Source organism: Pseudomonas sp. Bout1 (assembly GCF_034314165.1).
In the GTDB taxonomy this organism is placed as follows: Bacteria; Pseudomonadota; Gammaproteobacteria; order Pseudomonadales; family Pseudomonadaceae; genus Aquipseudomonas.
Genome location: NZ_JAVIWK010000001.1, coordinates 2,385,802 through 2,404,653 on the forward strand (window position 1 = coordinate 2,385,802; position 18,852 = coordinate 2,404,653).

An 18,852-nucleotide genomic window follows, 5' to 3' on the forward strand; every position below is an offset into this window, starting at 1 on the left:
ACCTGCGTAAATTTCGCGGCCTCAACGAAGCAAAGGGTGATTAGCTCAGCTGGGAGAGCATCTGCCTTACAAGCAGAGGGTCGGCGGTTCGATCCCGTCATCACCCACCACTTCTTGAGAGTTTTGCCTTCGGGCAAGACGCAACGTTAAAGGTTGCACCGACGCGCAGCGGTAGTTCAGTCGGTTAGAATACCGGCCTGTCACGCCGGGGGTCGCGGGTTCGAGTCCCGTCCGCTGCGCCATATTTTCCAGGTCTGATGGTTCAGATTTGAGATTGAACAGCCAAGGCTGATCAGTCAGATGTTTGAAGGCGGTTGAAGGTGACACTTCGGCAGTCTGAGCGATACGCAGCGGTAGTTCAGTCGGTTAGAATACCGGCCTGTCACGCCGGGGGTCGCGGGTTCGAGTCCCGTCCGCTGCGCCATATCTGTTCCAGGGCCCACTGAACGCCCTGAGACGCCAAAGCAAGCCCTTGGCTTGGTTGGATCGATAGCAAACACCCTGGTCGAAAGACCGGGGTTTTTTGTGTCTGCGATTTAGCTCGCTGCTGGATGCGCAGGGGCCGGCAAGCCAGCCCCGCGATCCGGGATTAGAACCCCAGCTTGTCCCGCAGCCCGTAATACCAGGCTCCCAGCGCCGCAAACGGCGTGCGCAACAGTTGGCCGCCCGGGAACGGGTAGTGCGGCAGGTCGGCAAACGCATCAAAACGCTCTGCCTGGCCTCTTAATGCTTCCGCCAGTACCTTGCCCGCCAAGTGGGTGTACGTCACGCCGTGGCCGCTACAGCCCTGGGAGTAATAGATGTTGTCGCCCAGGCGACCGACTTGCGGCAGGCGCGACAGGGTCAGCAGGAAATTACCGGTCCAGGCGTAGTCGATCTTCACATCCTTGAGCTGTGGGAAGGCCTTGAGCATCTTCGGGCGGATGATTGCCTCGATGTTCGCCGGGTCCCGCGCGCCATACACCACGCCACCGCCGAAGATCAGGCGCTTGTCGCTGGTCAGCCGGTAGTAATCCAGCAAGTAGTTACAGTCTTCGACGCAGTAATCCTGCGGCAGCAGTGTCTTTGCCAGCTCATCGCCCAGCGGCGCGGTCGTAATGACCTGCGTGCCGCACGGCATCGACTTGGCAGCCAGCTCCGGCACCAGGTTACCGAGGTAAGCATTGCCCGCGACAATAATGAACTTGGCCCTGACCTTGCCGTGTGCGGTATGCACCACCGGATTGGCGCCGCGCTCGATGCGAATCGCCGCCGACTGTTCGTAGAGGGTGCCGCCAAGGGCTTCCACTGCCGCCGCTTCACCCAGTGCCAGGTTCAGCGGGTGAATGTGCCCTCCGCTCATGTCCAGCAGGCCGCCCACGTAGTTGTCACAGGCGACCACTTCACGAATACGGCGCTCGTCCAGCAGCTCCAGCTGAGTGTGGCCGTAGCGCTCCCACAGGCGCTTCTGCGATTCCAGATGGCCCATGTGCTTGCTGTTCAGGGCGGCGAATACACCGCCGTTTTTCAGGTCGCACTGGATCTGATACCTGGCTACGCGATCGCGAATAATCCTGCCGCCTTCAAACGCCATCTCACCCAGCAATTGCGCCTGCTTGGGGCCGACACTGCGCTCGATCACATCGATATCACGGCTATAGCTGTTAACAATCTGCCCACCGTTGCGGCCCGAGGCGCCAAAACCCACCTTGGCAGCTTCCAATACCGTCACGCGAAAACCGTTCTCGAGCAGAAACAGTGCGCTGGAAAGCCCGGTATAGCCCGCACCAATCACGCACACATCAGTTTCGACTTCACCTTGCAGCTCAGGGCGGGGAGGTACCGCATTCGCAGACGCGGCGTAATACGACTGGGGGTAGGGGGTGTTCGCCATCCTGGAACCTCTGTTTTATATTTTTTACGAGTGCGCCGATCCTACCTGAGTTGAAAATCCGCTGCCAGCTGCCGGAAAAATCCGGTTGTACCGGCCGAAAATAAAAAATTCGCATATTCATAGGCTTAGGTGCAAAAAAGGTGTTGACACCCCTTGGGAATTCCGTAGAATGCCGCCTCACAGCAGGCACGTAGCTCAGTTGGTTAGAGCACCACCTTGACATGGTGGGGGTCGTTGGTTCGAGTCCAATCGCGCCTACCAAACAAAATCCGCTCTGCTGGGCGGTCTAGAAGGGCTCACCGAAAGGTGGGCCCTTTTTTGTTGCCCGGAATTTGTGACGTGCCCATTCAAACGCCAGTTCGGCGCCATCCTCATGCACTCGATTTCTGCGTCGTGCCCCTTCAGAAGCACACCACGGATTTTGTTCCGCCAAATTAAGACCTTTCCGAGGTTAGATACGGCGTCGTACTACTACTCTTACCGCGTTGTCCCGAAGGATCGATAGTCCGGGCCTGATTCCCCTAAATAACTACAGAGAGCTGCCCCATGCTTCAACTCGACTTTTATTCCACGCTGGTCGCCGCCTCCCTGGTGCTTTTACTCGGGCGCGGGTTGGTCGCTCGAATTGGTTTCCTGCGCACTTACAATATTCCAGAGCCGGTGGCCGGTGGTTTGGTGGTGGCGGTGCTGCTCCTGGCTTTGCGTATGCTCGCTGACATCGAGGTCCGGTTTGACGCTTCACTGCAGACACCACTAATGCTGGCGTTCTTTGCCACCATTGGCTTGAACGCGGATTTCGCCAGCCTGAAGAAGGGCGGGCGGGTGTTGGGGATTTTCCTGCTGGTGGTAACGATGCTGCTGGTGGTCCAGAACGCGATGGGGATCGCGTTGGCCACGGCGCTGGGGCTCGACCCGCTGATGGGGTTGTTGGCGGGCTCCATTACGCTGTCGGGCGGGCACGGCACGGGTGCGGCCTGGGGCGCGGTGTTCAGCGACAAGTATGGGGTGGCCTCGGCGTCCGAGCTGGCGATTGCTTCCGCGACCTTTGGCCTGGTGCTCGGCGGCCTGATTGGTGGCCCCGTCGCTCGTTTACTGATCAAGCGGGTCCAGGTGCCGGGCGTGGGGCCGGTACAACCGATTGGGCCAAAGGGTTTTGAGCAACCGAATCAAGAACGCATGATCACCTCGTTCTCGTTTATCGAGACCCTGGCGCTGCTCGCGATCAGCCTGCAAGTGGGCACATTCCTGAGTGGGTTTATCCAGGGCACGGCATTTGAGCTGCCGACGTTCGTGTGTGTCTTGTTTGTCGGTGTGGTGCTGCGTAATGGCCTGTCGGCACTGGGCTGGCACCAAGTGTTTGAGCGCGAAGTGTCGGTGCTGGGGAACGTCAGCCTGTCGTTGTTCCTGGCGATTGCGTTGATGTCGCTCAAGCTCTGGGACCTGGCCGCGCTGGCTCTGCCGATTTTCATCCTGTTGGCTGCCCAGGCGTTGATGATGGCTCTGTTTGCGATTTTCGTGACGTTCCGGGTCATGGGGAGCAACTACGATGCGGCGGTGCTGGCTGCGGGGCACTGCGGTTTCGGGCTCGGCGCTACGCCAACGGCGATTGCGAACATGCAGGCAGTTACCCAACGCTTCGGACCGTCGCAGATTGCATTTTTGGTGGTGCCGATGGTGGGGGCGTTTTTCATCGATATCACTAACGCGATCGTGATCAAGTTGTATCTGGCGCTACCGTTTCTGGGTGTTGCGGGCTGACGCTGGGTAAATCACAGGCAAAGAAAAGCCCGCGATGGGGAGCGCGGGCTTTAGGGTTTCACCAGGAGCAGATAAACCATAGGCGTTTAATTGTGAAAGGGATGTGAAAGGGTTTCAACGCACGGTTTTCTCCCCCGCCAGCGCAAGATTGCCCAACACCTCATCAATCAACCCAAGCTGCCAGTTGAAGTACGGATTGAACGTCAACCGTGCATGCATCTTGCCCGGCTCACGGTAACCCCAGTCCGAGTACCACACATCCGCCCCCTGTTCGCACGCCCGGGTGGCTTCTTGCGCCTGGCCGTTCCAGCAAAAACGCAGGCTGCCGTGTTCGCCGTAAAGCGCGTTGTCGGGTGAGAACAGCAACCCCATGTGGGAGAACTGGCTGATCCGCAGCTCCGGCAGGTAGTCGGTGCGCGCTTTTACGCGCGAGGTGTCCCAGGCATCCGCGGGCAGGGTGCCGTACCAGGCGAGGCGGCTGTGAGGGTTACTGAAGCGCTGCTGAAAGGTTTCCAGCACATAGTGGGTGTCCAGCACTGAGTCGTGGGCGGCGACGGCAATGAACACCGGCTTGTCGTAGGTACGATGCGCCAGGTCCTGGCGAGCCACTCGGCTGCTGCGGTAGAACTGGGCGAAGCCATTGGTGGGCACGGTCATGTAGCGCACCAGGCTCTGTTGTGGCCGGCTCGCGTCGGGCGCCAGCAGCCAGGGGCGTGCCCAACTGATAAACGGTGTCAGCCAATCGTAGGTCATGCTGGACTGGAAAGCAGGGGAGAACAGCAGCAGCCCGGCGACGTCGTCGTGTTTGTAGGCGTAGTCGAGCACCAGGTTGGCGCCAGTGGAGAAGCCACCGAGGTAAATCTCGCCGACTTCTGCGCGCAGTATCGCCGCCTGTTCGTCTACCACCCGGCGCCAGTCTTCCATGCGCACTTGCAGCATGTCGGCCGGTTGTGTGCCGTGTCCGGGCAGCAGCACGGTCCTTACCAGAAAGCCGCGTGCGGCCAGTGCGCTGCCGATATCGTGGAAGGACCAAGGGGAATCGCCCAGGCCATGCACAAGAATGATACCGCGCTTGGGCGCGCCAGCCGGCCGCCACTCCTGGGGCGCATTCCAGTTGAGTTCGGCTTCCTTGTCGCAGCCCTGGAAATCACGATGCTCGCGCAGCCATTGCAGGGTATCGAGGCGGTACGCTTCGAATGACTTCTGGCCCAGCGGCATGCCCTGGTCAGCGAACGCGGCGTTGCCAAGCAAAAGGGCAAGGATGGCGTAAGTGACGCTCCAGAGCGTTTTGCGCATCAATTGGCGGGGCTGCATAAAAGGTGTGTTGTTCAAGGCAGGTTCTCAGCGGGGCATCACCGTAAGGTCATGCACGATAGTTACCTGCCAGGTATGGCCGATAGTGCCAAACAGTAGCAAGACGTTTCTTATGACCTCAAAAACGGTCCAGCCGGTAGGGTTCGAGTGCCGGCAGCCCATTGGACATTGCCGCCACAGGCGACACCAGCCGTGCAATCAACTCCGCCGTCACCGCCGCCTGTGTCAGCCCTAGGTGCTGATGCCCAAACGCAAGCAACACTTTGCCCTTGCACACCTTGTCGATAATCGGCAGCGAATCCGGCAGGGAGGGCCGAAACCCCATCCACGGTGTCGCGTCTTCAGCATTCAAGTCACGTCGGAACAACCCCTGGCTCAACCGATGCAACTGCCACGCGCGCTGCATGTTGGGCGGGCGTGACCGAAGGCCTGCGGTTGGCGGGGACGGTCGAATTCGCCGGCCTTGACCGGGGCCCGGCTATACCGAACAGGATCGCCGGGTTCTGGAGCAGGGATTTGTGTTGGAAGACCAACTGGAATTGCACCTGTACGGGACCCGCGAGCCGGGTTGGTGCCTGACGCACAAATGGCCGCTGTATCGCCGCGACGGCGCAATCATCGGCTTGGCGGGCATCTCGGTCGACCTGCAAACCGCCAGTGAAACCCACCCGGCGTATCAACGGCTGGCGGCGGTGGATGAGTACATTCGGGCGAATTTCAATCGGCGGGTCACGCTGGGTGAACTGACGCGGATCGCCGGGATTTCAGTGGCGCAGCTGGAGCGCTACTGCAAGCGCGTGTTCCACCTGACGCCCCGCCAGATGATCCAGAAGGTGCGCCTGGAACATGCGCACCGGCTGCTGCATACCGAGATGCCGATCACCGAAGTGGCGCTGCAATGTGGGTATACCGACCACAGCGCGTTCACCCGGCAGTTCAAGGCGTTGACCGGGTTTACGCCGCGCCAGTATCGGCAGGCAACCAGCAGTTAATACCAATATGCACGGTGATGCTGAATTGCCATTACTCGGATACAATCCCCAGCGGCCGATCCCGGCCTAGCCAATGACGGCGATATGGAATAGGTGATTCAGATGAGTGTTCGGGTAGCGTTGGGGATGGTGGCACTGATGGTGTTGGCGGGCTGCGCCACAAGCCGTTCGGAAGTCGATGTGACTGTTGCGCCGTTGAGCGCCGGTCATGTCGCGGCAGCCAGCAATGGCAAAAAGGTGCTGATCAGCGCTGTGGACGAGCGCGTGTTCCAGATTGACCCTCCCGAAGCCGACATTCCTTCGCTGAAAAACGACGAAGTCACGGATAAATCCATCACCGAGCGCGCCATCGCCCGCAAGCGCAACAGCTATGGAAAAGGCCTTGGCGATGTATTGTTGCCGTCAGGTCGTACGGTGTCGCAACTGGTCAGTGAGTCCGTAGCCCTGGCTTACAAGCAGGCCGGCTATGAAGTGGTAACTGAAGCCAATGGCAGCGGTGCAGAGCCCGTGAAGGTACATATCGTAGAGTTCTGGTCGTGGTTCACGCCAGGCTTCTTTTCGGTGGACGTGAACAACAAATCTCATCTGCGAATCGAAACCTCAGCGCCCAACACGCTGGAGGTGATCACTCGCAAGAAGGAAAGCATGCAGGCGGTGACTGAAAGCGACTGGAAGAAAATCACCGAGGCAGGGCTTCAGGAAGTCTCCCAGGCAACCCTCAAGAAACTCTGATGGACGATGGATTGCCCGGCCTCTAATGGCCGGGCTATTTCCATGGATGCCGGGTGAATACCCGCCTTGGCTCAATGCGTCTGCGTGACCTTCTGCAAAAACCTCGGCTGATCCGGATTACGCCCGCGCGCCACGGCCAGTTGCGCCGCGATCAAGTAAAACCCCTGGATCATGGTGAACGGCTCCAGCAATTGATGCGCGGTTGGAACGCTGGGCAGCAACCCCGCACAAGCGGTGCCCCGTGGCGCCACGACCATCACCTTGGCGCCGCGTGCGCGCATGTCGTCGGCGAACGCCAGGGTGCCTGCTTGTTCGGGCCCCGAAGGGGCGAACACCAGCACGGGATAACCTTCTTCAATGATTTCCATCGGCCCGTGCCGGACCTCGGCGCTGGAAAACGCTTCGGCCTGAATACCTGAGGTTTCCTTGAGTTTGAGCGCGGCTTCCTGGGCAATCGGCAGGGCAGCACCGCGACCGATCACGATCATCTTGTCGGCGCTTTGCAATACGTTGAGCACCGGTGACCAGTCCTCGCTCGCGGCTTCATTCATCTGCTGTGGCAGCGAGAGTAGCGCTTGGCCCAAGGTGTTATCGGCGGCCAGGCGGGCCATGATTTGAGCGCTTGCCATTAACATCGCTACATAGCTTTTGGTCGCCGCCACGCTTTGCTCCAGGCCGGCGGGCAAGAGGATTTCATGCCCGGTGATGGCCGCCAGTGGCGAGTCTGCGGTGTTGACCAGTGCGACCGAGGCCGCACCCCGTTGTTGCAGATACTTCACGCTGTCGATCAAGTCCGGGCTTTTGCCGGACTGGGAAAAGGCGGCCACCCAGGATTTTTTCAGGCGCAGCGGCGGGTGTTGCAGGCTCACCAACGACAGCGGGATCGACAGGCTGGGAATACCCACCACGCTCATCATCGCGTAGCTGAAATAGGCGGCGGCGTGGTCCGAACTGCCGCGCGCGACGGTGATGATCAGTTCGGGCAAGTCGCTGGCCAACTGCGCGGCCAGTGTGCGCACAGCGCGGTCATCATCGAGCATGCGTTGCAGGATCGCCGGGATCGACGCGGTTTCACTCTGCATCAATGACATGACTCATCTCCTGATAAAGGGTGTTGCCGGCATTGAGTACCTGCTGCGCGATGGCGTTCAGGCCGACGGCCTCCATGGCCATGCTCAGGGCTCCCCACAGCGGTGCGTCGTGGGTGAAATGCGCGGCGGCAATGGTGGGCGGGAAGGGCACTACGCGGCGGATCAGTTGTTCGAGAATCGGCGCCAGTGTCGAGGCCTGGCGGTACAGGCCGCCCCCAATCGCGATGCGCTCCACATCCAGCGCCACCGCCAGGTTGGCCACTTGCACGGCGCACGCGGCGATGCGCAGCTCCAGCGCCTGACGCACCTGGGGGTCAACGCTGGAAAACAGGTCCAGCGCCTGATGCCCGTGCCCGAGCATCTGCACCGCCAACTCGCTTAAGGCATTACCGGAAAACAGTTCTTCGAGCGGTGCGCCGCCGTGCTCGTAGGTGCGCCACTGATCAGGCAGCGCCGGGTCGAGAAACGGTGACAGCAGGTAGGCGATTTCCATGGCGGCGCCGTTGTGGCCGCGAATCAGTTTGCCGTTGGCAATCGCCGCCGCCGAAAGGCCGGTGCCCAGGTTCAGGTAGATTGCGTTGTCGACACCGGCCAACGAACCCCAGCGGACTTCGGCCAGGGCGCCGGCCTTTACATCGTTGTCGAGTGCCACGGGGGCATTGCCAAACGCCCGGGCGATCAAGCCTTGCAGGTCGAGGTGCTCGAAGCCCGGTGTGTTGGGCGCCATCAGTAAGGTGGGCCCGCGCACCACGCCGGGGAACACCGCCGCCACGCTCAACACCGGCAGGCTGTCGAACTCGGCCACGCAGGCCTGCGCAGCATCCAGGATGCGTTGCAGTGCCGGCGCGCCGGACAAACCCTCGGCGTGGGTGGCGAGGATCCGCGTGTTCATGCGCCGGCTTGCAATGTCGTAGCAAGCCACTTGAGTCTTGGTACCGCCGACATCAATCGCCAGCAGCAGCCCTTGCGGGGGCGCCGCAGCGCCCGTTGTTTCCAATGGTTCGTGCATAACGCTCATCACTTATCGAAAGGCCACAGTTTTTGCACGCGCGCCCACAGCAGATAGGCCACGCTGCCGGCCGCTACCCACACCAGCGACCACTGGATAGGGTAGGCGCCGGGGGCGTTATGGTTGGACGCCATATAGATATAAACCCAACCCAGCAGCGCGATAATCGCCGGTACCGGGTATAGCCACATTTTGTACGGCCGGGCCAGGTGCGGCTTGGTCTTGCGCAGCACCAGCAGCGAGATGATCTGCGCCACTGACTGCACCAGGATCATCACCGTGGTCAGCAGCTGAATCAGCGTGTTCAGGTCGGTCAGGCGTCCAATCATGAACCCTACGGAAGTCAGCAGGCCCATGCTCAGGATGCCGTAGGTCGGGAATTCGTGCTTGGGGTGGACCTTGCTGAAGGCGTTGAAGAACACCTTGTCTTTCGCCGCTTCGAACGGCACCCGGGAGCCGCCCAGCAGCCCGGCAAACACCGAGGCCACGGCGGTGATCAGGATCAATACGGTGACGATCCCGGCGGCGGTGCTGCCCCAGGTTTCACTGAGCACCACCGAGGCCACCGATTTATAGGCGGGGGATTCGGGGTCGAGCATGCGGTGCCAGTCCACCACGCCCAGGACGCCCACTTGCATCAACAGGTAGACCGCGAGGATGCCGAGGATCGAAAACACGATCGACTTGGGAATCACCCGGCCTGGTTGCTCGACTTCACCGGCCAGGTACGCCGAAGTGTTGTAGCCCAGGTAGTCATAAATACCGATGGTCAAGCCGCCGGCCATGCCCAGCCAGAAGCTGCTGTCGCCGAGGTTGAATGCGCCCTCGGGGAAGCTGAAGGCCAGGTCTGCATGGAAGTTGGTGAAGGCCGCGGCGATCAATGCACCGATGCTGATCAGCATGATCACCCACAGCACGATGCTCAATTTGGCGATGGACTCGATCTTGCGCCACAGCATCACGATCACCAGCCAGATCACCGCCAGGCCAATCAGGTTGCCGGCGGTCTGGCTCATGTTCGGCCAGAACCACGTCAGGTACTGCACGAAGCCGATGATGCCGGTGGACATGATCAGCGGGATAAACAACATGGCCGTCCACACGAACAGGAACGGCAGCAGCTTACCTGTGCGCTTGCCGAAGGCTTCCCGCAAGTAGTTATAGGTACCGCCCGCGCCGGGCAGGGAGGCGCCGAGTTCGGCCCACACCAGGCCGTCACACAGGGCCAGCAAGGCGCCGAGGATCCAGCCGAGGTAAGCCTGGGGGCCGCCCATGATCACGATCATGGTGGGGATGGTGATAAACGGACCCACGCCGCACATCTGGCTCATGTTCAGGGTGATGGCGGGGAACAGACCGATTTTGCGTTTGCCGTTGGGCAAGTCCGGATCGACGGGTGTCAACGTGCTCATGGGGGAACGACCTCTTAATCGGATGACAGAAGGGGTTGGGGGCAGTTGCAAAGAGGTTGCGTGCCATCAAGGGCTTCTATCGACCCGTCATTGTTTTTATGGGGCGTAATCGCAGATTGCTGTAGGTGCAATCGTGCGAGGTGCTAAGAAAAGCACGGCTCGAGTATTAATTCAACTTGATTTAATTAATCGGGGCAGCGGATTATCACCCCATGAAAAATCCCAAGCTCAAACGTGCGGTGACCACCGGCACCAACGCCGAACATGCCCGGCAGCACAACCGCCGGGTGATTCTGGAAGCCATTCGACAGAGCGGCCGCCTGACCCGTGCCGACCTCACACGGTTGACCTCGCTGACGGCGCAGACGGTGTCGAACATCGTCACCGAGTTGCAGGAAGAAGGTGTTTTGCTGGCGCACGCGGCAGAGAAGGGCGGACGTGGCCAGCCACCCGTGCCGCTGTCGCTGAACCCCGAGGGCGGTTATTCGATCGGGTTTCACGTTGAGCAGCATCGCATTATTGCCGTGCTGCTCGACCTGCTCGGCGAAACGGTGGCGCAAGTGACGTTGACGGTCAGCTACCCGACGTTCGAACAGGCCTTGCCGCTGATCGTGGGTTGCGTAGAAGACTTCTGCCGGCAACGCCCGGGCGGACGTTTCCTCGGTGTTGGCATTGCCTTGCCAGGGCCTTTCAGCGTTGAAGGCATGACCTGCGTGGGCCCCACGGCAATGTCCGGCTGGGACGACCCGGGTATCCCGCTGCGGTTGCAGCGCGACATCGGCTTGCCGGTGCTGATTGAAAACGATGCCACCGCGGCGACCATGGGCGAGCGTCTGTATGGAATCGCCAGCGGCCTGCATAACTTCGTGCATCTGTTCATCGGCAGCGGCCTGGGGGCTGGCCTGTACCTGGATAACCGCCTGTATTCCGGGCATTGGCACAACGCCGGCGAGATCGGCCACATGACCGTGGTGCCTGACGGCAAGGCCTGTTATTGCGGTAATCACGGCTGCCTGGAGCGCTATATTTCCATTGCTGCGCTGCTGGAGCATTTGGGGCACCCGGCCGAGCAGGACCTGGCGGCGTGGGACATGAATGACCAGGAATTCAATGAGGGCGTCGATGCCTGGCTCGACGAAGCGGCACCCGCGTTGAAGCAGGCCATCAACATCCTTGAATCGGTACTCGACCCGCAAACCATCCTCATCAGTGGTTTCCTGCCGCAACCGATCCTGGTCCGGCTGATCGCCCGCCTCGAGCCTTTGAGCCGCTCCATCAGCAGCCGCTCCGATCGCCTGCACCCCCGCATTCAAATGGGCACCGCCGGGCACGACGCCGTGGCGCTGGGCGCTGCAGCATTGATGATTCTGGCGGAGATCAGCCCGGACTATGAGGCGTTGCTCAAGCCGGAATAAAAAGAGCTATCGCAAGTCTGGCCCATTGCGAAAAACTCTTGAACGCGCCTCTGAGCGTTATAGGGTGACCAGGCCGTCCAGCCCTGGTCAGACTTCAAGTACCTGAGCCTCTTCAGAGAGCAATGCCAACGCCGGGCGTTTTCAGCCCGGCGCCGTCACAGGTACACAAAACATATGGATGCCCGCCAGGCGATTACTGCGCCTTGGCGTTCTTGATATCACTGATGACCTGTTTGGCAATCGCCTGGACCTGCTTCTGGGTCATGGCCGACGCCACGCCTTCCCAGGCCGAAGATTCGGTTTCATAGGTTCGTGCGCCCAGGGGTGCGCCGGACTTCAAGTCGCAAAAGTCAGCCTTCGAGAAGACCCACGCGTTACCCACCAAGGCACCTGCCGCGTAGCGGCTGCCAGCAGTCAGGTAGCGAAACTTGCTGACGTTGATGGTGATGCCCACGCCATCGGCGCTGCCGGTGTTGATGGTTGGCGTTTCCTTGAGGCTATAACCGGCCTGCTGCGCTTCGGTTTGCAGGGCCGCGCCCCATTGTTGCTTGAGCAGTGGCCAGTCCTGGTTTTGCTCGACGGTTGCATTGCCTTTGAAGCTTACTACCAGGTTTTGTTTGGCCGGTTCCGCAATGGCCAGCGCGTCTGTACCGCCGCTTTTTACCTTGGCTGCGCAGCCACCCAGCATCGAGAGGGCAACAGCGAACGACAGGGCGTAGAGCGCCTTGGAGGTTTTCATTGAATTTGCGTATCCACAACAATTGAGAAAGGGCGGGCCACCCCATCGGGTGGGGCGGCTACGATGCTTGAACCGCTTGCCGTCTGGCAAGCGATGACTGCCAAATGCCCTCTAACACCCACAAACTTTATTGGTTTGCAGCAACAGTTTTTCTTGTTGGACACCTCCCGCCCCGAGCAGCAAAGATGCCGCCACTGACGCTCGACCTTCCAGGTCAACAATAAAAAACCGAGCCGGGCTGCGCGCCGTTTTCTTGCAGTGAACCCCTTTGTTCACTCCCTGCTTTACTGGCGCCGCAGCGCGCACTTAAGGACCTCACCGCCATGCAAACTATTGTGAACCTATGGCCGCTGATTGGCGTACTCGTCATCGTGGTTGGCTTTGTGTTGCGCATCAACCCGCTGTTGGTCGTTACGGCAGCGGCGATTGCCACCGGGTTTGCCGCCCACTTCCCGCTGGAAAAGATCCTCGCCACCATGGGTGACGGTTTCCTCCAGACCCGGGCCTTGCAACTGATCCTGTTATTGCCCCTGGCCGTGATTGGCTTGCTGGAGCGCCATGGATTACGGCTGCATGCACAAAACTGGATCGCGCGTTTTGAACGGGCCACCGTCGGGCGCTTGTTGATCATCTACCTGTTTGTGCGTGAAACCACAGCGGCCATGGGCCTGACCAGCCTGGGCGGTCACCCACAGATGGTGCGGCCGTTGCTGGCGCCGATGGCGGAAGGCGCGGCAGAAAAACGCTACGGCAAACTTCCCGACAAGCTTCGCCACAAGGTCCTGGCCATGTGCGCGGCGACCGACAACGTAGGGCTGTTTTTTGGCGAGGACATCTTCGTGGCCTTTGGTGCGATTGCGCTGATGCACACCTTCCTGCTGGGTTCGGGGGTTGACGTCGAGCCTTTGCACATTGCGGTCTGGGGCATCCCGACGGCCATCTGCGCGTTCATTATCCACGCCATCCGCTTGCACCGTTTCGACCGAATGCTGACCCGAGCGCTGCCCTCGGCCAGGCCGGCGGAGGTGGTGCAATGATTATCTCCATTGAATACCTGTACTGGCTGGCCGGCGTTCTGCTGGTGATCACCGCCGGGATGATCCTGATGGACCGAACCCACCCCAAGCGCTGGTCGAGTTCGTTGTTCTGGCTGCTGTTTGCCATACCGTTTTTAGTCGGGGAGCGTCTGCCCTCGGTGGTGGTCGGCGTGGGTGTAGTGGTGATGGCGCTCATCGCGGGCCTGGGCGGCGTAGGCCGCGGTGCACACGCCCAGTTGCATGACAAGGCTGCGCGGGCCAGCGCTGGCCGCTTGGGGCATAAATTATTTATTCCGGCATTGGCCATCCCGTTGACTACGGTGATCGGCTCGGTGCTGCTCAAACACACCGAGATTGGCGGTGTACCGCTGCTGGACCCGAAAAACACCACCTTTGTGTCCCTGGGCATTGGCTGCCTGATTGCGCTGGCGCTGGCGTGCTGGCTGACACGTGACACCCCGGTACAAGCCCTTCGCGAGTCCCGCCGCCTGACCGAAGCGCTGGGTTGGGCGATGGTGCTGCCGCAGATGCTCGCGATGCTCGGGCTGTTGTTCAACGAAGCAGGGGTTGGTACGGCCGTGGCGCACGTCACCACCACCTACATCAACCTGGATTACAAGCTGGTAGCGGTGATGGTCTATGTGCTCGGCATGGCGCTGTTTACCGTGATCATGGGCAATGGCTTTGCCGCCTTCCCGGTGATGACCGGCGGCGTCGGCGTGCCGGTGCTGGTGGGTATCTACGGCGGCAACCCGGCGGTGATGGCTGCGATCGGGATGTTCTCCGGCTACTGCGGTACGCTGCTGACACCGATGGCGGCGAACTTCAACATTGTCCCGGCGGCGTTGCTTGAGCTGCCGGATAAAAACGCGGTTATCAAGGCGCAGATGCCGACCGCATTGATGATGCTGGTGGTCAATATTGTCCTGCTCTACCTGCTGATGTGAGGCTGTGATGCGTACTGTATTGCTGACGGGTTTCGAACCGTTTGACCATGACCTGATCAACCCGTCCTGGGAGGCAGTCCGCCTGTTGGACGGTGTGCAGTTGGACACCGATGTGCGGATTGTCGCGGGGCAGTTGCCCTGCGCCTTTGCCACTGCGGGCGAGTGCCTGGCTGAACTGCTGGCCGAGCATCGCCCGCAGATGGTGATTGCGACCGGGTTGGGCCCCGGGCGCAGTGATATTTCCATCGAACGGGTCGCGATCAATCTCAACGACGCACGGATCCCGGACAACCGGGGCGAGCAGCCTATCGACACAGATGTGGTGCCCGGTGGCCCCGCAGCCTACTTCAGCACTTTGCCCGCCAAGGCCATGGTGAAGGCTGTGCGTGAGGCCGGCATTGGGGCTTGTGTCTCGCAAACCGCCGGTACCTTCGTGTGCAATCAGGTGTTCTACCTGTTGCAGCATGCGCTTGCCGGGTCGGCGGTGCGCAGCGGTTTCATCCATGTGCCGTGGCTGCCCGAACAGGTGGCGGGACGCCTGCCGGAGCCGCCCTCGATGGCGTTGGCGGCTCAGGTTGAAGGGTTGCGGATTGCAGTGCTGGCGGCCTGGAATACCCCGGTGGATATTACTGAAACGGGTGGGCAAGTCAGCTGAGGTTGTCAGTTTCGCGCCTTGGAAAAAACAACTCGAAGCACGTCACGCCGTCCTCGCTGCTGACGCTGTAGCGCCCGTTGTGCAACTGCATGATGGTCGCGACGATGGACAGCCCCAACCCATTGGAGTGCGCCGAGCGCTCCCGGGATTCATCCACGCGATAAAACCGCTCGAACAACCTCGGCAAATGCTCCGCCGGGATGGTCGTGCCCAGGTTGCTGACTTTCAGGTTGATGCCTTGTGCATTGGGCGTGGCCTGGATCAACAGTTCGGAACTCGGCGCACCATATTTAATGGCGTTGGCGCACAGGTTGGCCAAGGCGCGGCGCAGCAGCATCGGTTCGGCCCAGATCACGCCGTCGCCCTTGGCGAGGATGCTGATGTCGACGTCGCCCGCCAGGCCTTCGAAGTAGTCGGCCATGCGTTCCACTTCGTCGGCCGCATCCAGTTCCTGGCGTTGGCGCAGCGCGCTGGCGGGGTCGGTGCGGGCCAGGAACAACATGTTGTCGAGCATGCGCGCCAGGCGTTCGAGTTCTTCCACGTTGGAGGCCAGCAGTTGCTGGTAGGCCTCGACGCTGCGGTGTTGCTGCAACGCCACCTGGGTTTCGCCGAGCAAATTGTTGATGGGCGTGCGCAGTTCGTGGGCCATGTCGGTGGACACCTGGCCCAATTGCACAAAACCCTTGGCCAGCCGCTCAAGCATGGTGTTGAAGGAGTCAATCATCGGCAGCAGCTCTTTGGGTGCGCCGTGGCTGTCGAGGCGTGCGGCGAGGTTGCCGACGCCGATGCCTTGGGCATGCACCGCCAGGCGCCGCAGCGGCAGCAGGCCGCGATGCACCAGCAAGTAGCCGATCACCGCGAGCACCATCGCGGCGAGGCTGGCGAGGATGTAGACACTCAGCCTATAGCTGGCGAGCACGGCAGTGCGCTCGGTCATCAGCCGCCCGGTGGTGACTTGCAGGCTGCCCAGGTCGCCGGAGTCGATGGTGGCGGCCAGCGTGGAGAAAGGCACGCCGTTGATGCCGGGCAAGTGTTGCACGTCGGCGAACTCCAGGGTGTGGTCCTTGGGTACCGGGGCAACGTCGGGCATGTCAATGTTGCCGGGGTTCACTTCCAGCAACGGCTTCTGACCTGGTGAGGCGATGCTCAGTACCGACTCGCGGTTGCCCAGCATGTTCTGGAACAGCTCCGGCTTGGTCTTGATCAGGTCCAGGGTGTTGCTGTCGTTCAGCAGGTTGCGCAGTTGGTCGACCCGGTAAATCAGCGCGGCGTCGTCACGGTGGATCAGCTCGCGCTCAAGCTCGCGGTACAGCGCCACGCCGAGGGTCGCCAGCAGGGCAAACGCCAGCAAGGCGAAGATCAGCGCCAGGCGCAGCGTCAGGGAGTAATGCCGGGGCTTGCTCATGGTTGCGTGTCGAAGCGGTAGCCGATGCCGCGCACGCTGTGGATCAGCTTGAGCTGGAACGGGTCGTCGATTTTCAGGCGCAGGCGGCGCACGGCCACGTCGACCACGTTGGTGTCGCTGTCGAAATTCATGTCCCACACTCTTGATGCGATCAGTGAGCGCGACAGCACCTGGTCCTGGTGGGTAGCGAATAAGTGCAACAAGGCGAATTCCTTGTTGGTCAGGGTGATGCGCACGCCGCCGCGAGTGACGCGGCGCTTGAGTACATCGATCTGCAGGTCGGCGATCTGCAGTTGTTCTTCTTCACGGCTAGGCCCGCGCCGGGTCAGGGTGCGCAGGCGCGCCACCAGTTCGGCGAAGGAAAATGGCTTGATCAGGTAATCGTCAGCGCCCAGTTCCAGGCCCTTGATGCGGTCGGCAATGTCGTCCCGGGCGGTCAGGAACAGCACCGGGGTGTCGGCTTCCTTGCGCAGGCGGCGCAGCACTTCCCAACCGTCCATCTTCGGCATCATTACGTCCAGCACGATTACGTCGAACGGGGTTTGCAGGGCCAGGTGCAAACCGTCCACACCGTCGCGGGCGAGGCTCACGGAGTAACCCAGTTCCTGAAGGCCATTTAGCAGGTAGTTGCCCGCCTTGGGCTCGTCTTCGACTACGAGGATATTCATGGGAGTTGCCCTGGTGATGTGCCGGTTGTGCGTGGCGCAAGTGTAGCCCGATCAATTGTCATTGGGGCAACCGATGCCCTGTACCTGGTAGTCCAGCACGTGTTCGCGGCCCTGGCTGTCGAGGTAGTCGAGGCGGGCCGGGACAATGCCGCACTGGCCGTAGGTGTCGGTGCTGGAGAGCACCTTGGCCACGTCCATGTGCATGAAGAAGCCGGCTTTGTCATGGATGATCGAGGTGGCGGCAGTGGTACCGGCGAAGGCCGAACCGGTGGCGACAAGGGCAGCAAAGCCGAGGATAAACAGTTTCATGGCGGTATCTCTCTTTAAGGGTTGGCTGCCGGTATCCGGCAGTGAGTTCACAGTAACCAGGCGACACAAACAGCCAGCCAACAGGATGATGACAAGTTCGTAATGAAGGGCTTAAGGCTGGCGGCCAGACGCTTCAAGGATCAGGTCGCTGATCTCCTTGGCGTGGGACACCAGCGACAAGTGGCTCGACGGCACTTCGATGGTGGTGGCGTTCATGCGCTTGGCGAGGAAGCGCTCCAGGTCCGGGTTGATGGTCTGGTCGTTGCTGGACACGGCATACCAGGACGGCTTGGTGTGCCACGCGGCGTTGACGGTGCGACCGCTGAACAGGGTCTTGGCGATGGGTTGCTGGACGGCGAAGAGCTCCATGGCCTTGGCGCGGGGCACGTCGGCGGCGAAGTATTTGAGGAAGGCGTCCTGATTCAGCGTCAGGTAACCGTCGTGCTCCACCACACCCGCACGTACGGGTGTGCTCGGGTATTTGGCGGACAGGGCGACGAAGTCTTCATTGGCGTCGGGGGCGCGGGCGGCGACGTACACCAGGGAGCTGACCTTAGGGTTGACTCCGGCGTCGCTGACCACGGTGCCGGCGTAGGAATGGCCGACCAGCACGGTAGGACCGTCCTGTTGATCAAGTACGCGGTTGGTCGCGGCGACGTCATCTGCCACCGAGGTCAGCGGGTTTTGCACGGCGGTCACGTGCAAGCCGGCGGCCTGCAGGCGGGTGATCACCTCGGACCAGCTTGAGCCGTCAGCCCAGGAGCCGTGTACCAGCACCACGTTGTTGGCTTTTACCGGTGCAATCGGGCCAGCCACGGCGGCGCCGGCACCCAGCATCAACAGGCTGGCGGCGATCAGGCAGAGTTTGCTTGCAGGTTTCATGGGGCGGGCTCGCTTCTATCAGTGGGAAGTTGGGCCACCCGGTGTGGGTGACTGACGACTTCACTGTATGAAGTGAGAGTGCTGGCAACACTTACAGCTTAATGACAAGTTTGTAATGCAAGGGGCAGTTGCAAGGCCGCCCCGGTTCAAGGGTGGTCGGTGACGCATCAGGCCATGCGGGCTTCCCGCAGGCGCTCGGCGCCACCTTCTGCCAGGCCACGCTCATGCAGGCGGTCGGCGCCGCCCTCGGCGAGCAAGTGGGATGGCTGGGCCTTGGCTACGGCGGCATGGCTGCTGGCCGACGCCATGGACGAGAGCCCCAGGCCTGCGATTACAGCCAGGCCGAATATCAGGGAAGATGCTTTCGAGAGTTTAAACATGGGGGTGCTCCTGCGAGTAAGTCAGCCGGGCTGGCTGGTGGTCGTAGTTAATCCCCGGGGTGTATCCGCCATGTGTGCCTGGGCGTGGTGAACTGCAGGTTCGCGTATCCGGGCAGGGTTTCCATACAGTCCGATACAAAACCACGGGAAGGTTTACAGCGTTTGGACCGATCCGTAGATTGCACCAGGCAAGTGGTTCGTCAGCACCCAACACCGGGTGACGAAAGCAAGAGG

General features: G+C 61.0%; 17 protein-coding genes, 4 tRNA genes and 2 pseudogenes. 11 read left to right on the plus strand and 12 right to left on the minus strand.

Annotation, left to right across the window (positions count from 1 at the left end; translation table 11 throughout):
• The first annotated feature begins 34 nt into the window (after positions 1-34).
• From RGV33_RS10940 to RGV33_RS10950, 3 genes are all read left to right on the plus strand, one after another.
• Positions 35-110 (plus strand) — tRNA-Val (locus RGV33_RS10940).
• Between the two features lie 55 nt (positions 111-165).
• A tRNA-Asp gene (locus tag RGV33_RS10945) sits at positions 166-242 on the plus strand.
• 105 nt (positions 243-347) lie between these two features.
• Positions 348-424, plus strand: a tRNA-Asp gene (locus RGV33_RS10950).
• A 165-nt stretch (positions 425-589) separates the two neighbouring features.
• On the opposite strand, the gene RGV33_RS10955 is transcribed toward RGV33_RS10950, so the two are convergent.
• Entirely contained in the window at positions 590-1,873 is a 1,284-nt protein-coding gene (locus tag RGV33_RS10955; RefSeq protein ID WP_322144283.1) for an FAD-binding oxidoreductase, read from the minus strand.
• A gap of 184 nt (positions 1,874-2,057) precedes the next feature.
• Between RGV33_RS10955 and RGV33_RS10960 the strand changes: the two genes are divergently transcribed.
• Together RGV33_RS10960 and gltS are read left to right on the plus strand one after the other, a co-directional pair.
• A tRNA-Val gene (locus RGV33_RS10960) sits at positions 2,058-2,134 on the plus strand.
• A 285-nt stretch (positions 2,135-2,419) separates the two neighbouring features.
• Positions 2,420-3,631, plus strand: coding sequence for a sodium/glutamate symporter (gltS, locus tag RGV33_RS10965; RefSeq protein WP_322144284.1), 1,212 nt, complete (start codon positions 2,420-2,422; stop codon positions 3,629-3,631).
• 114 nt (positions 3,632-3,745) lie between these two features.
• Here the strand turns inward: gltS and RGV33_RS10970 are convergent, their stop codons facing one another.
• Positions 3,746-4,849 carry an alpha/beta hydrolase gene (locus tag RGV33_RS10970; RefSeq protein ID WP_322148655.1) on the minus strand — a complete coding sequence of 368 codons (1,104 nt, stop codon included), beginning with the start codon at positions 4,847-4,849 and terminating at the stop codon, positions 3,746-3,748.
• A 214-nt stretch (positions 4,850-5,063) separates the two neighbouring features.
• Positions 5,064-5,381, minus strand: a pseudogene (locus RGV33_RS10975) (FAD-dependent oxidoreductase); the annotation flags it as partial.
• A 34-nt stretch (positions 5,382-5,415) separates the two neighbouring features.
• Here RGV33_RS10975 and RGV33_RS10980 point away from each other — a divergent pair.
• Together RGV33_RS10980 and RGV33_RS10985 are read left to right on the plus strand one after the other, a co-directional pair.
• Positions 5,416-5,937 (plus strand): annotated as a pseudogene (locus RGV33_RS10980) (helix-turn-helix domain-containing protein); the annotation flags it as partial.
• A gap of 102 nt (positions 5,938-6,039) precedes the next feature.
• Positions 6,040-6,669 carry a flagellar biosynthesis protein gene (locus tag RGV33_RS10985; RefSeq protein ID WP_322144285.1) on the plus strand — a complete coding sequence of 210 codons (630 nt, stop codon included), beginning with the start codon at positions 6,040-6,042 and terminating at the stop codon, positions 6,667-6,669.
• Between the two features lie 71 nt (positions 6,670-6,740).
• Here the strand turns inward: RGV33_RS10985 and RGV33_RS10990 are convergent, their stop codons facing one another.
• Genes RGV33_RS10990 through RGV33_RS11000 form a run of 3 tightly spaced genes read right to left on the minus strand, consistent with a single transcriptional unit; the run spans position 6,741 to position 10,181 of the window.
• Entirely contained in the window at positions 6,741-7,760 is a 1,020-nt protein-coding gene (locus RGV33_RS10990; protein WP_322144286.1) for an SIS domain-containing protein, read from the minus strand.
• Positions 7,741-8,769 (minus strand): ROK family protein, encoded by a 1,029-nt coding sequence (locus tag RGV33_RS10995; RefSeq protein ID WP_322144287.1) that lies wholly within the window; start codon positions 8,767-8,769, stop codon positions 7,741-7,743. The genes RGV33_RS10990 and RGV33_RS10995 overlap by 20 nt, the downstream gene beginning before the upstream one ends.
• An 8-nt stretch (positions 8,770-8,777) precedes the next feature.
• Positions 8,778-10,181 carry an APC family permease gene (locus tag RGV33_RS11000; protein ID WP_322144288.1) on the minus strand — a complete coding sequence of 468 codons (1,404 nt, stop codon included), beginning with the start codon at positions 10,179-10,181 and terminating at the stop codon, positions 8,778-8,780.
• Positions 10,182-10,393: 212 nt separating this feature from the next.
• Here RGV33_RS11000 and RGV33_RS11005 point away from each other — a divergent pair, with 212 nt between their 5' ends.
• The gene (locus RGV33_RS11005; protein WP_322144289.1) at positions 10,394-11,596 is read left to right on the plus strand and encodes an ROK family transcriptional regulator; all 1,203 of its coding nucleotides are present in this window, start codon (positions 10,394-10,396) and stop codon (positions 11,594-11,596) included.
• A 193-nt stretch (positions 11,597-11,789) separates the two neighbouring features.
• On the opposite strand, the gene RGV33_RS11010 is transcribed toward RGV33_RS11005, so the two are convergent.
• Positions 11,790-12,335, minus strand: coding sequence for a hypothetical protein (locus tag RGV33_RS11010; protein WP_322144290.1), 546 nt, complete (start codon positions 12,333-12,335; stop codon positions 11,790-11,792).
• Between the two features lie 323 nt (positions 12,336-12,658).
• Between RGV33_RS11010 and RGV33_RS11015 the strand changes: the two genes are divergently transcribed.
• The 3 genes from RGV33_RS11015 to pcp are packed head-to-tail and all read left to right on the plus strand — an operon-like array spanning position 12,659 to position 14,974.
• A complete protein-coding gene (locus RGV33_RS11015; protein WP_322144291.1) occupies positions 12,659-13,372 on the plus strand; it encodes a DUF969 domain-containing protein in 714 nt (237 codons plus the stop codon).
• Positions 13,369-14,319 (plus strand): DUF979 domain-containing protein, encoded by a 951-nt coding sequence (locus tag RGV33_RS11020; protein ID WP_322144292.1) that lies wholly within the window; start codon positions 13,369-13,371, stop codon positions 14,317-14,319. The genes RGV33_RS11015 and RGV33_RS11020 overlap by 4 nt, the downstream gene beginning before the upstream one ends.
• 7 nt (positions 14,320-14,326) lie before the next feature.
• A complete protein-coding gene (gene pcp, locus RGV33_RS11025) occupies positions 14,327-14,974 on the plus strand; it encodes a pyroglutamyl-peptidase I (protein WP_322144293.1) in 648 nt (215 codons plus the stop codon).
• Here the strand turns inward: pcp and RGV33_RS11030 are convergent.
• The 5 genes from RGV33_RS11030 to RGV33_RS11050 form a co-directional block, all read right to left on the minus strand.
• A complete protein-coding gene (locus RGV33_RS11030; RefSeq protein ID WP_322144294.1) occupies positions 14,967-16,379 on the minus strand; it encodes a heavy metal sensor histidine kinase in 1,413 nt (470 codons plus the stop codon). The two genes, pcp and RGV33_RS11030, sit on opposite strands and share 8 nt — an antisense overlap.
• Positions 16,376-17,047, minus strand: a complete 672-nt coding sequence (locus tag RGV33_RS11035) for a heavy metal response regulator transcription factor (RefSeq protein WP_322144295.1) — start codon at positions 17,045-17,047, stop codon at positions 16,376-16,378. The genes RGV33_RS11030 and RGV33_RS11035 overlap by 4 nt, the downstream gene beginning before the upstream one ends.
• 51 nt (positions 17,048-17,098) lie before the next feature.
• The gene (locus RGV33_RS11040; RefSeq protein ID WP_322144296.1) at positions 17,099-17,356 is read right to left on the minus strand and encodes a DUF2790 domain-containing protein; all 258 of its coding nucleotides are present in this window, start codon (positions 17,354-17,356) and stop codon (positions 17,099-17,101) included.
• Between the two features lie 111 nt (positions 17,357-17,467).
• The gene (locus tag RGV33_RS11045; protein ID WP_322144297.1) at positions 17,468-18,238 is read right to left on the minus strand and encodes an alpha/beta hydrolase; all 771 of its coding nucleotides are present in this window, start codon (positions 18,236-18,238) and stop codon (positions 17,468-17,470) included.
• 167 nt (positions 18,239-18,405) lie between these two features.
• The gene (locus RGV33_RS11050; RefSeq protein ID WP_322144298.1) at positions 18,406-18,618 is read right to left on the minus strand and encodes a phage infection protein; all 213 of its coding nucleotides are present in this window, start codon (positions 18,616-18,618) and stop codon (positions 18,406-18,408) included.
• Between the last annotated feature and the right edge of the window lie 234 nt (positions 18,619-18,852).

Bases quoted from the DNA above. Each gene is read 5' to 3' on its own strand.
- RGV33_RS10955 (WP_322144283.1), bottom strand. From the start codon at position 1,873: ATGGCGAACACCCCCTACCCCCAGTCGTATTACGCCGCGTCTGCGAAT.
- gltS (WP_322144284.1), top strand. From the start codon at position 2,420: ATGCTTCAACTCGACTTTTATTCCACGCTGGTCGCCGCCTCCCTGGTG.
- RGV33_RS10970 (WP_322148655.1), bottom strand. From the start codon at position 4,849: ATGCCGCTGGGCCAGAAGTCATTCGAAGCGTACCGCCTCGATACCCTG.
- RGV33_RS10985 (WP_322144285.1), top strand. From the start codon at position 6,040: ATGAGTGTTCGGGTAGCGTTGGGGATGGTGGCACTGATGGTGTTGGCG.
- RGV33_RS10990 (WP_322144286.1), bottom strand. From the start codon at position 7,760: ATGTCATTGATGCAGAGTGAAACCGCGTCGATCCCGGCGATCCTGCAA.
- RGV33_RS10995 (WP_322144287.1), bottom strand. From the start codon at position 8,769: ATGCACGAACCATTGGAAACAACGGGCGCTGCGGCGCCCCCGCAAGGG.
- RGV33_RS11000 (WP_322144288.1), bottom strand. From the start codon at position 10,181: ATGAGCACGTTGACACCCGTCGATCCGGACTTGCCCAACGGCAAACGC.
- RGV33_RS11005 (WP_322144289.1), top strand. From the start codon at position 10,394: ATGAAAAATCCCAAGCTCAAACGTGCGGTGACCACCGGCACCAACGCC.
- RGV33_RS11010 (WP_322144290.1), bottom strand. From the start codon at position 12,335: ATGAAAACCTCCAAGGCGCTCTACGCCCTGTCGTTCGCTGTTGCCCTC.
- RGV33_RS11015 (WP_322144291.1), top strand. From the start codon at position 12,659: ATGCAAACTATTGTGAACCTATGGCCGCTGATTGGCGTACTCGTCATC.
- RGV33_RS11020 (WP_322144292.1), top strand. From the start codon at position 13,369: ATGATTATCTCCATTGAATACCTGTACTGGCTGGCCGGCGTTCTGCTG.
- pcp (WP_322144293.1), top strand. From the start codon at position 14,327: ATGCGTACTGTATTGCTGACGGGTTTCGAACCGTTTGACCATGACCTG.
- RGV33_RS11030 (WP_322144294.1), bottom strand. From the start codon at position 16,379: ATGAGCAAGCCCCGGCATTACTCCCTGACGCTGCGCCTGGCGCTGATC.
- RGV33_RS11035 (WP_322144295.1), bottom strand. From the start codon at position 17,047: ATGAATATCCTCGTAGTCGAAGACGAGCCCAAGGCGGGCAACTACCTG.
- RGV33_RS11040 (WP_322144296.1), bottom strand. From the start codon at position 17,356: ATGAAACTGTTTATCCTCGGCTTTGCTGCCCTTGTCGCCACCGGTTCG.
- RGV33_RS11045 (WP_322144297.1), bottom strand. From the start codon at position 18,238: ATGAAACCTGCAAGCAAACTCTGCCTGATCGCCGCCAGCCTGTTGATG.
- RGV33_RS11050 (WP_322144298.1), bottom strand. From the start codon at position 18,618: ATGTTTAAACTCTCGAAAGCATCTTCCCTGATATTCGGCCTGGCTGTA.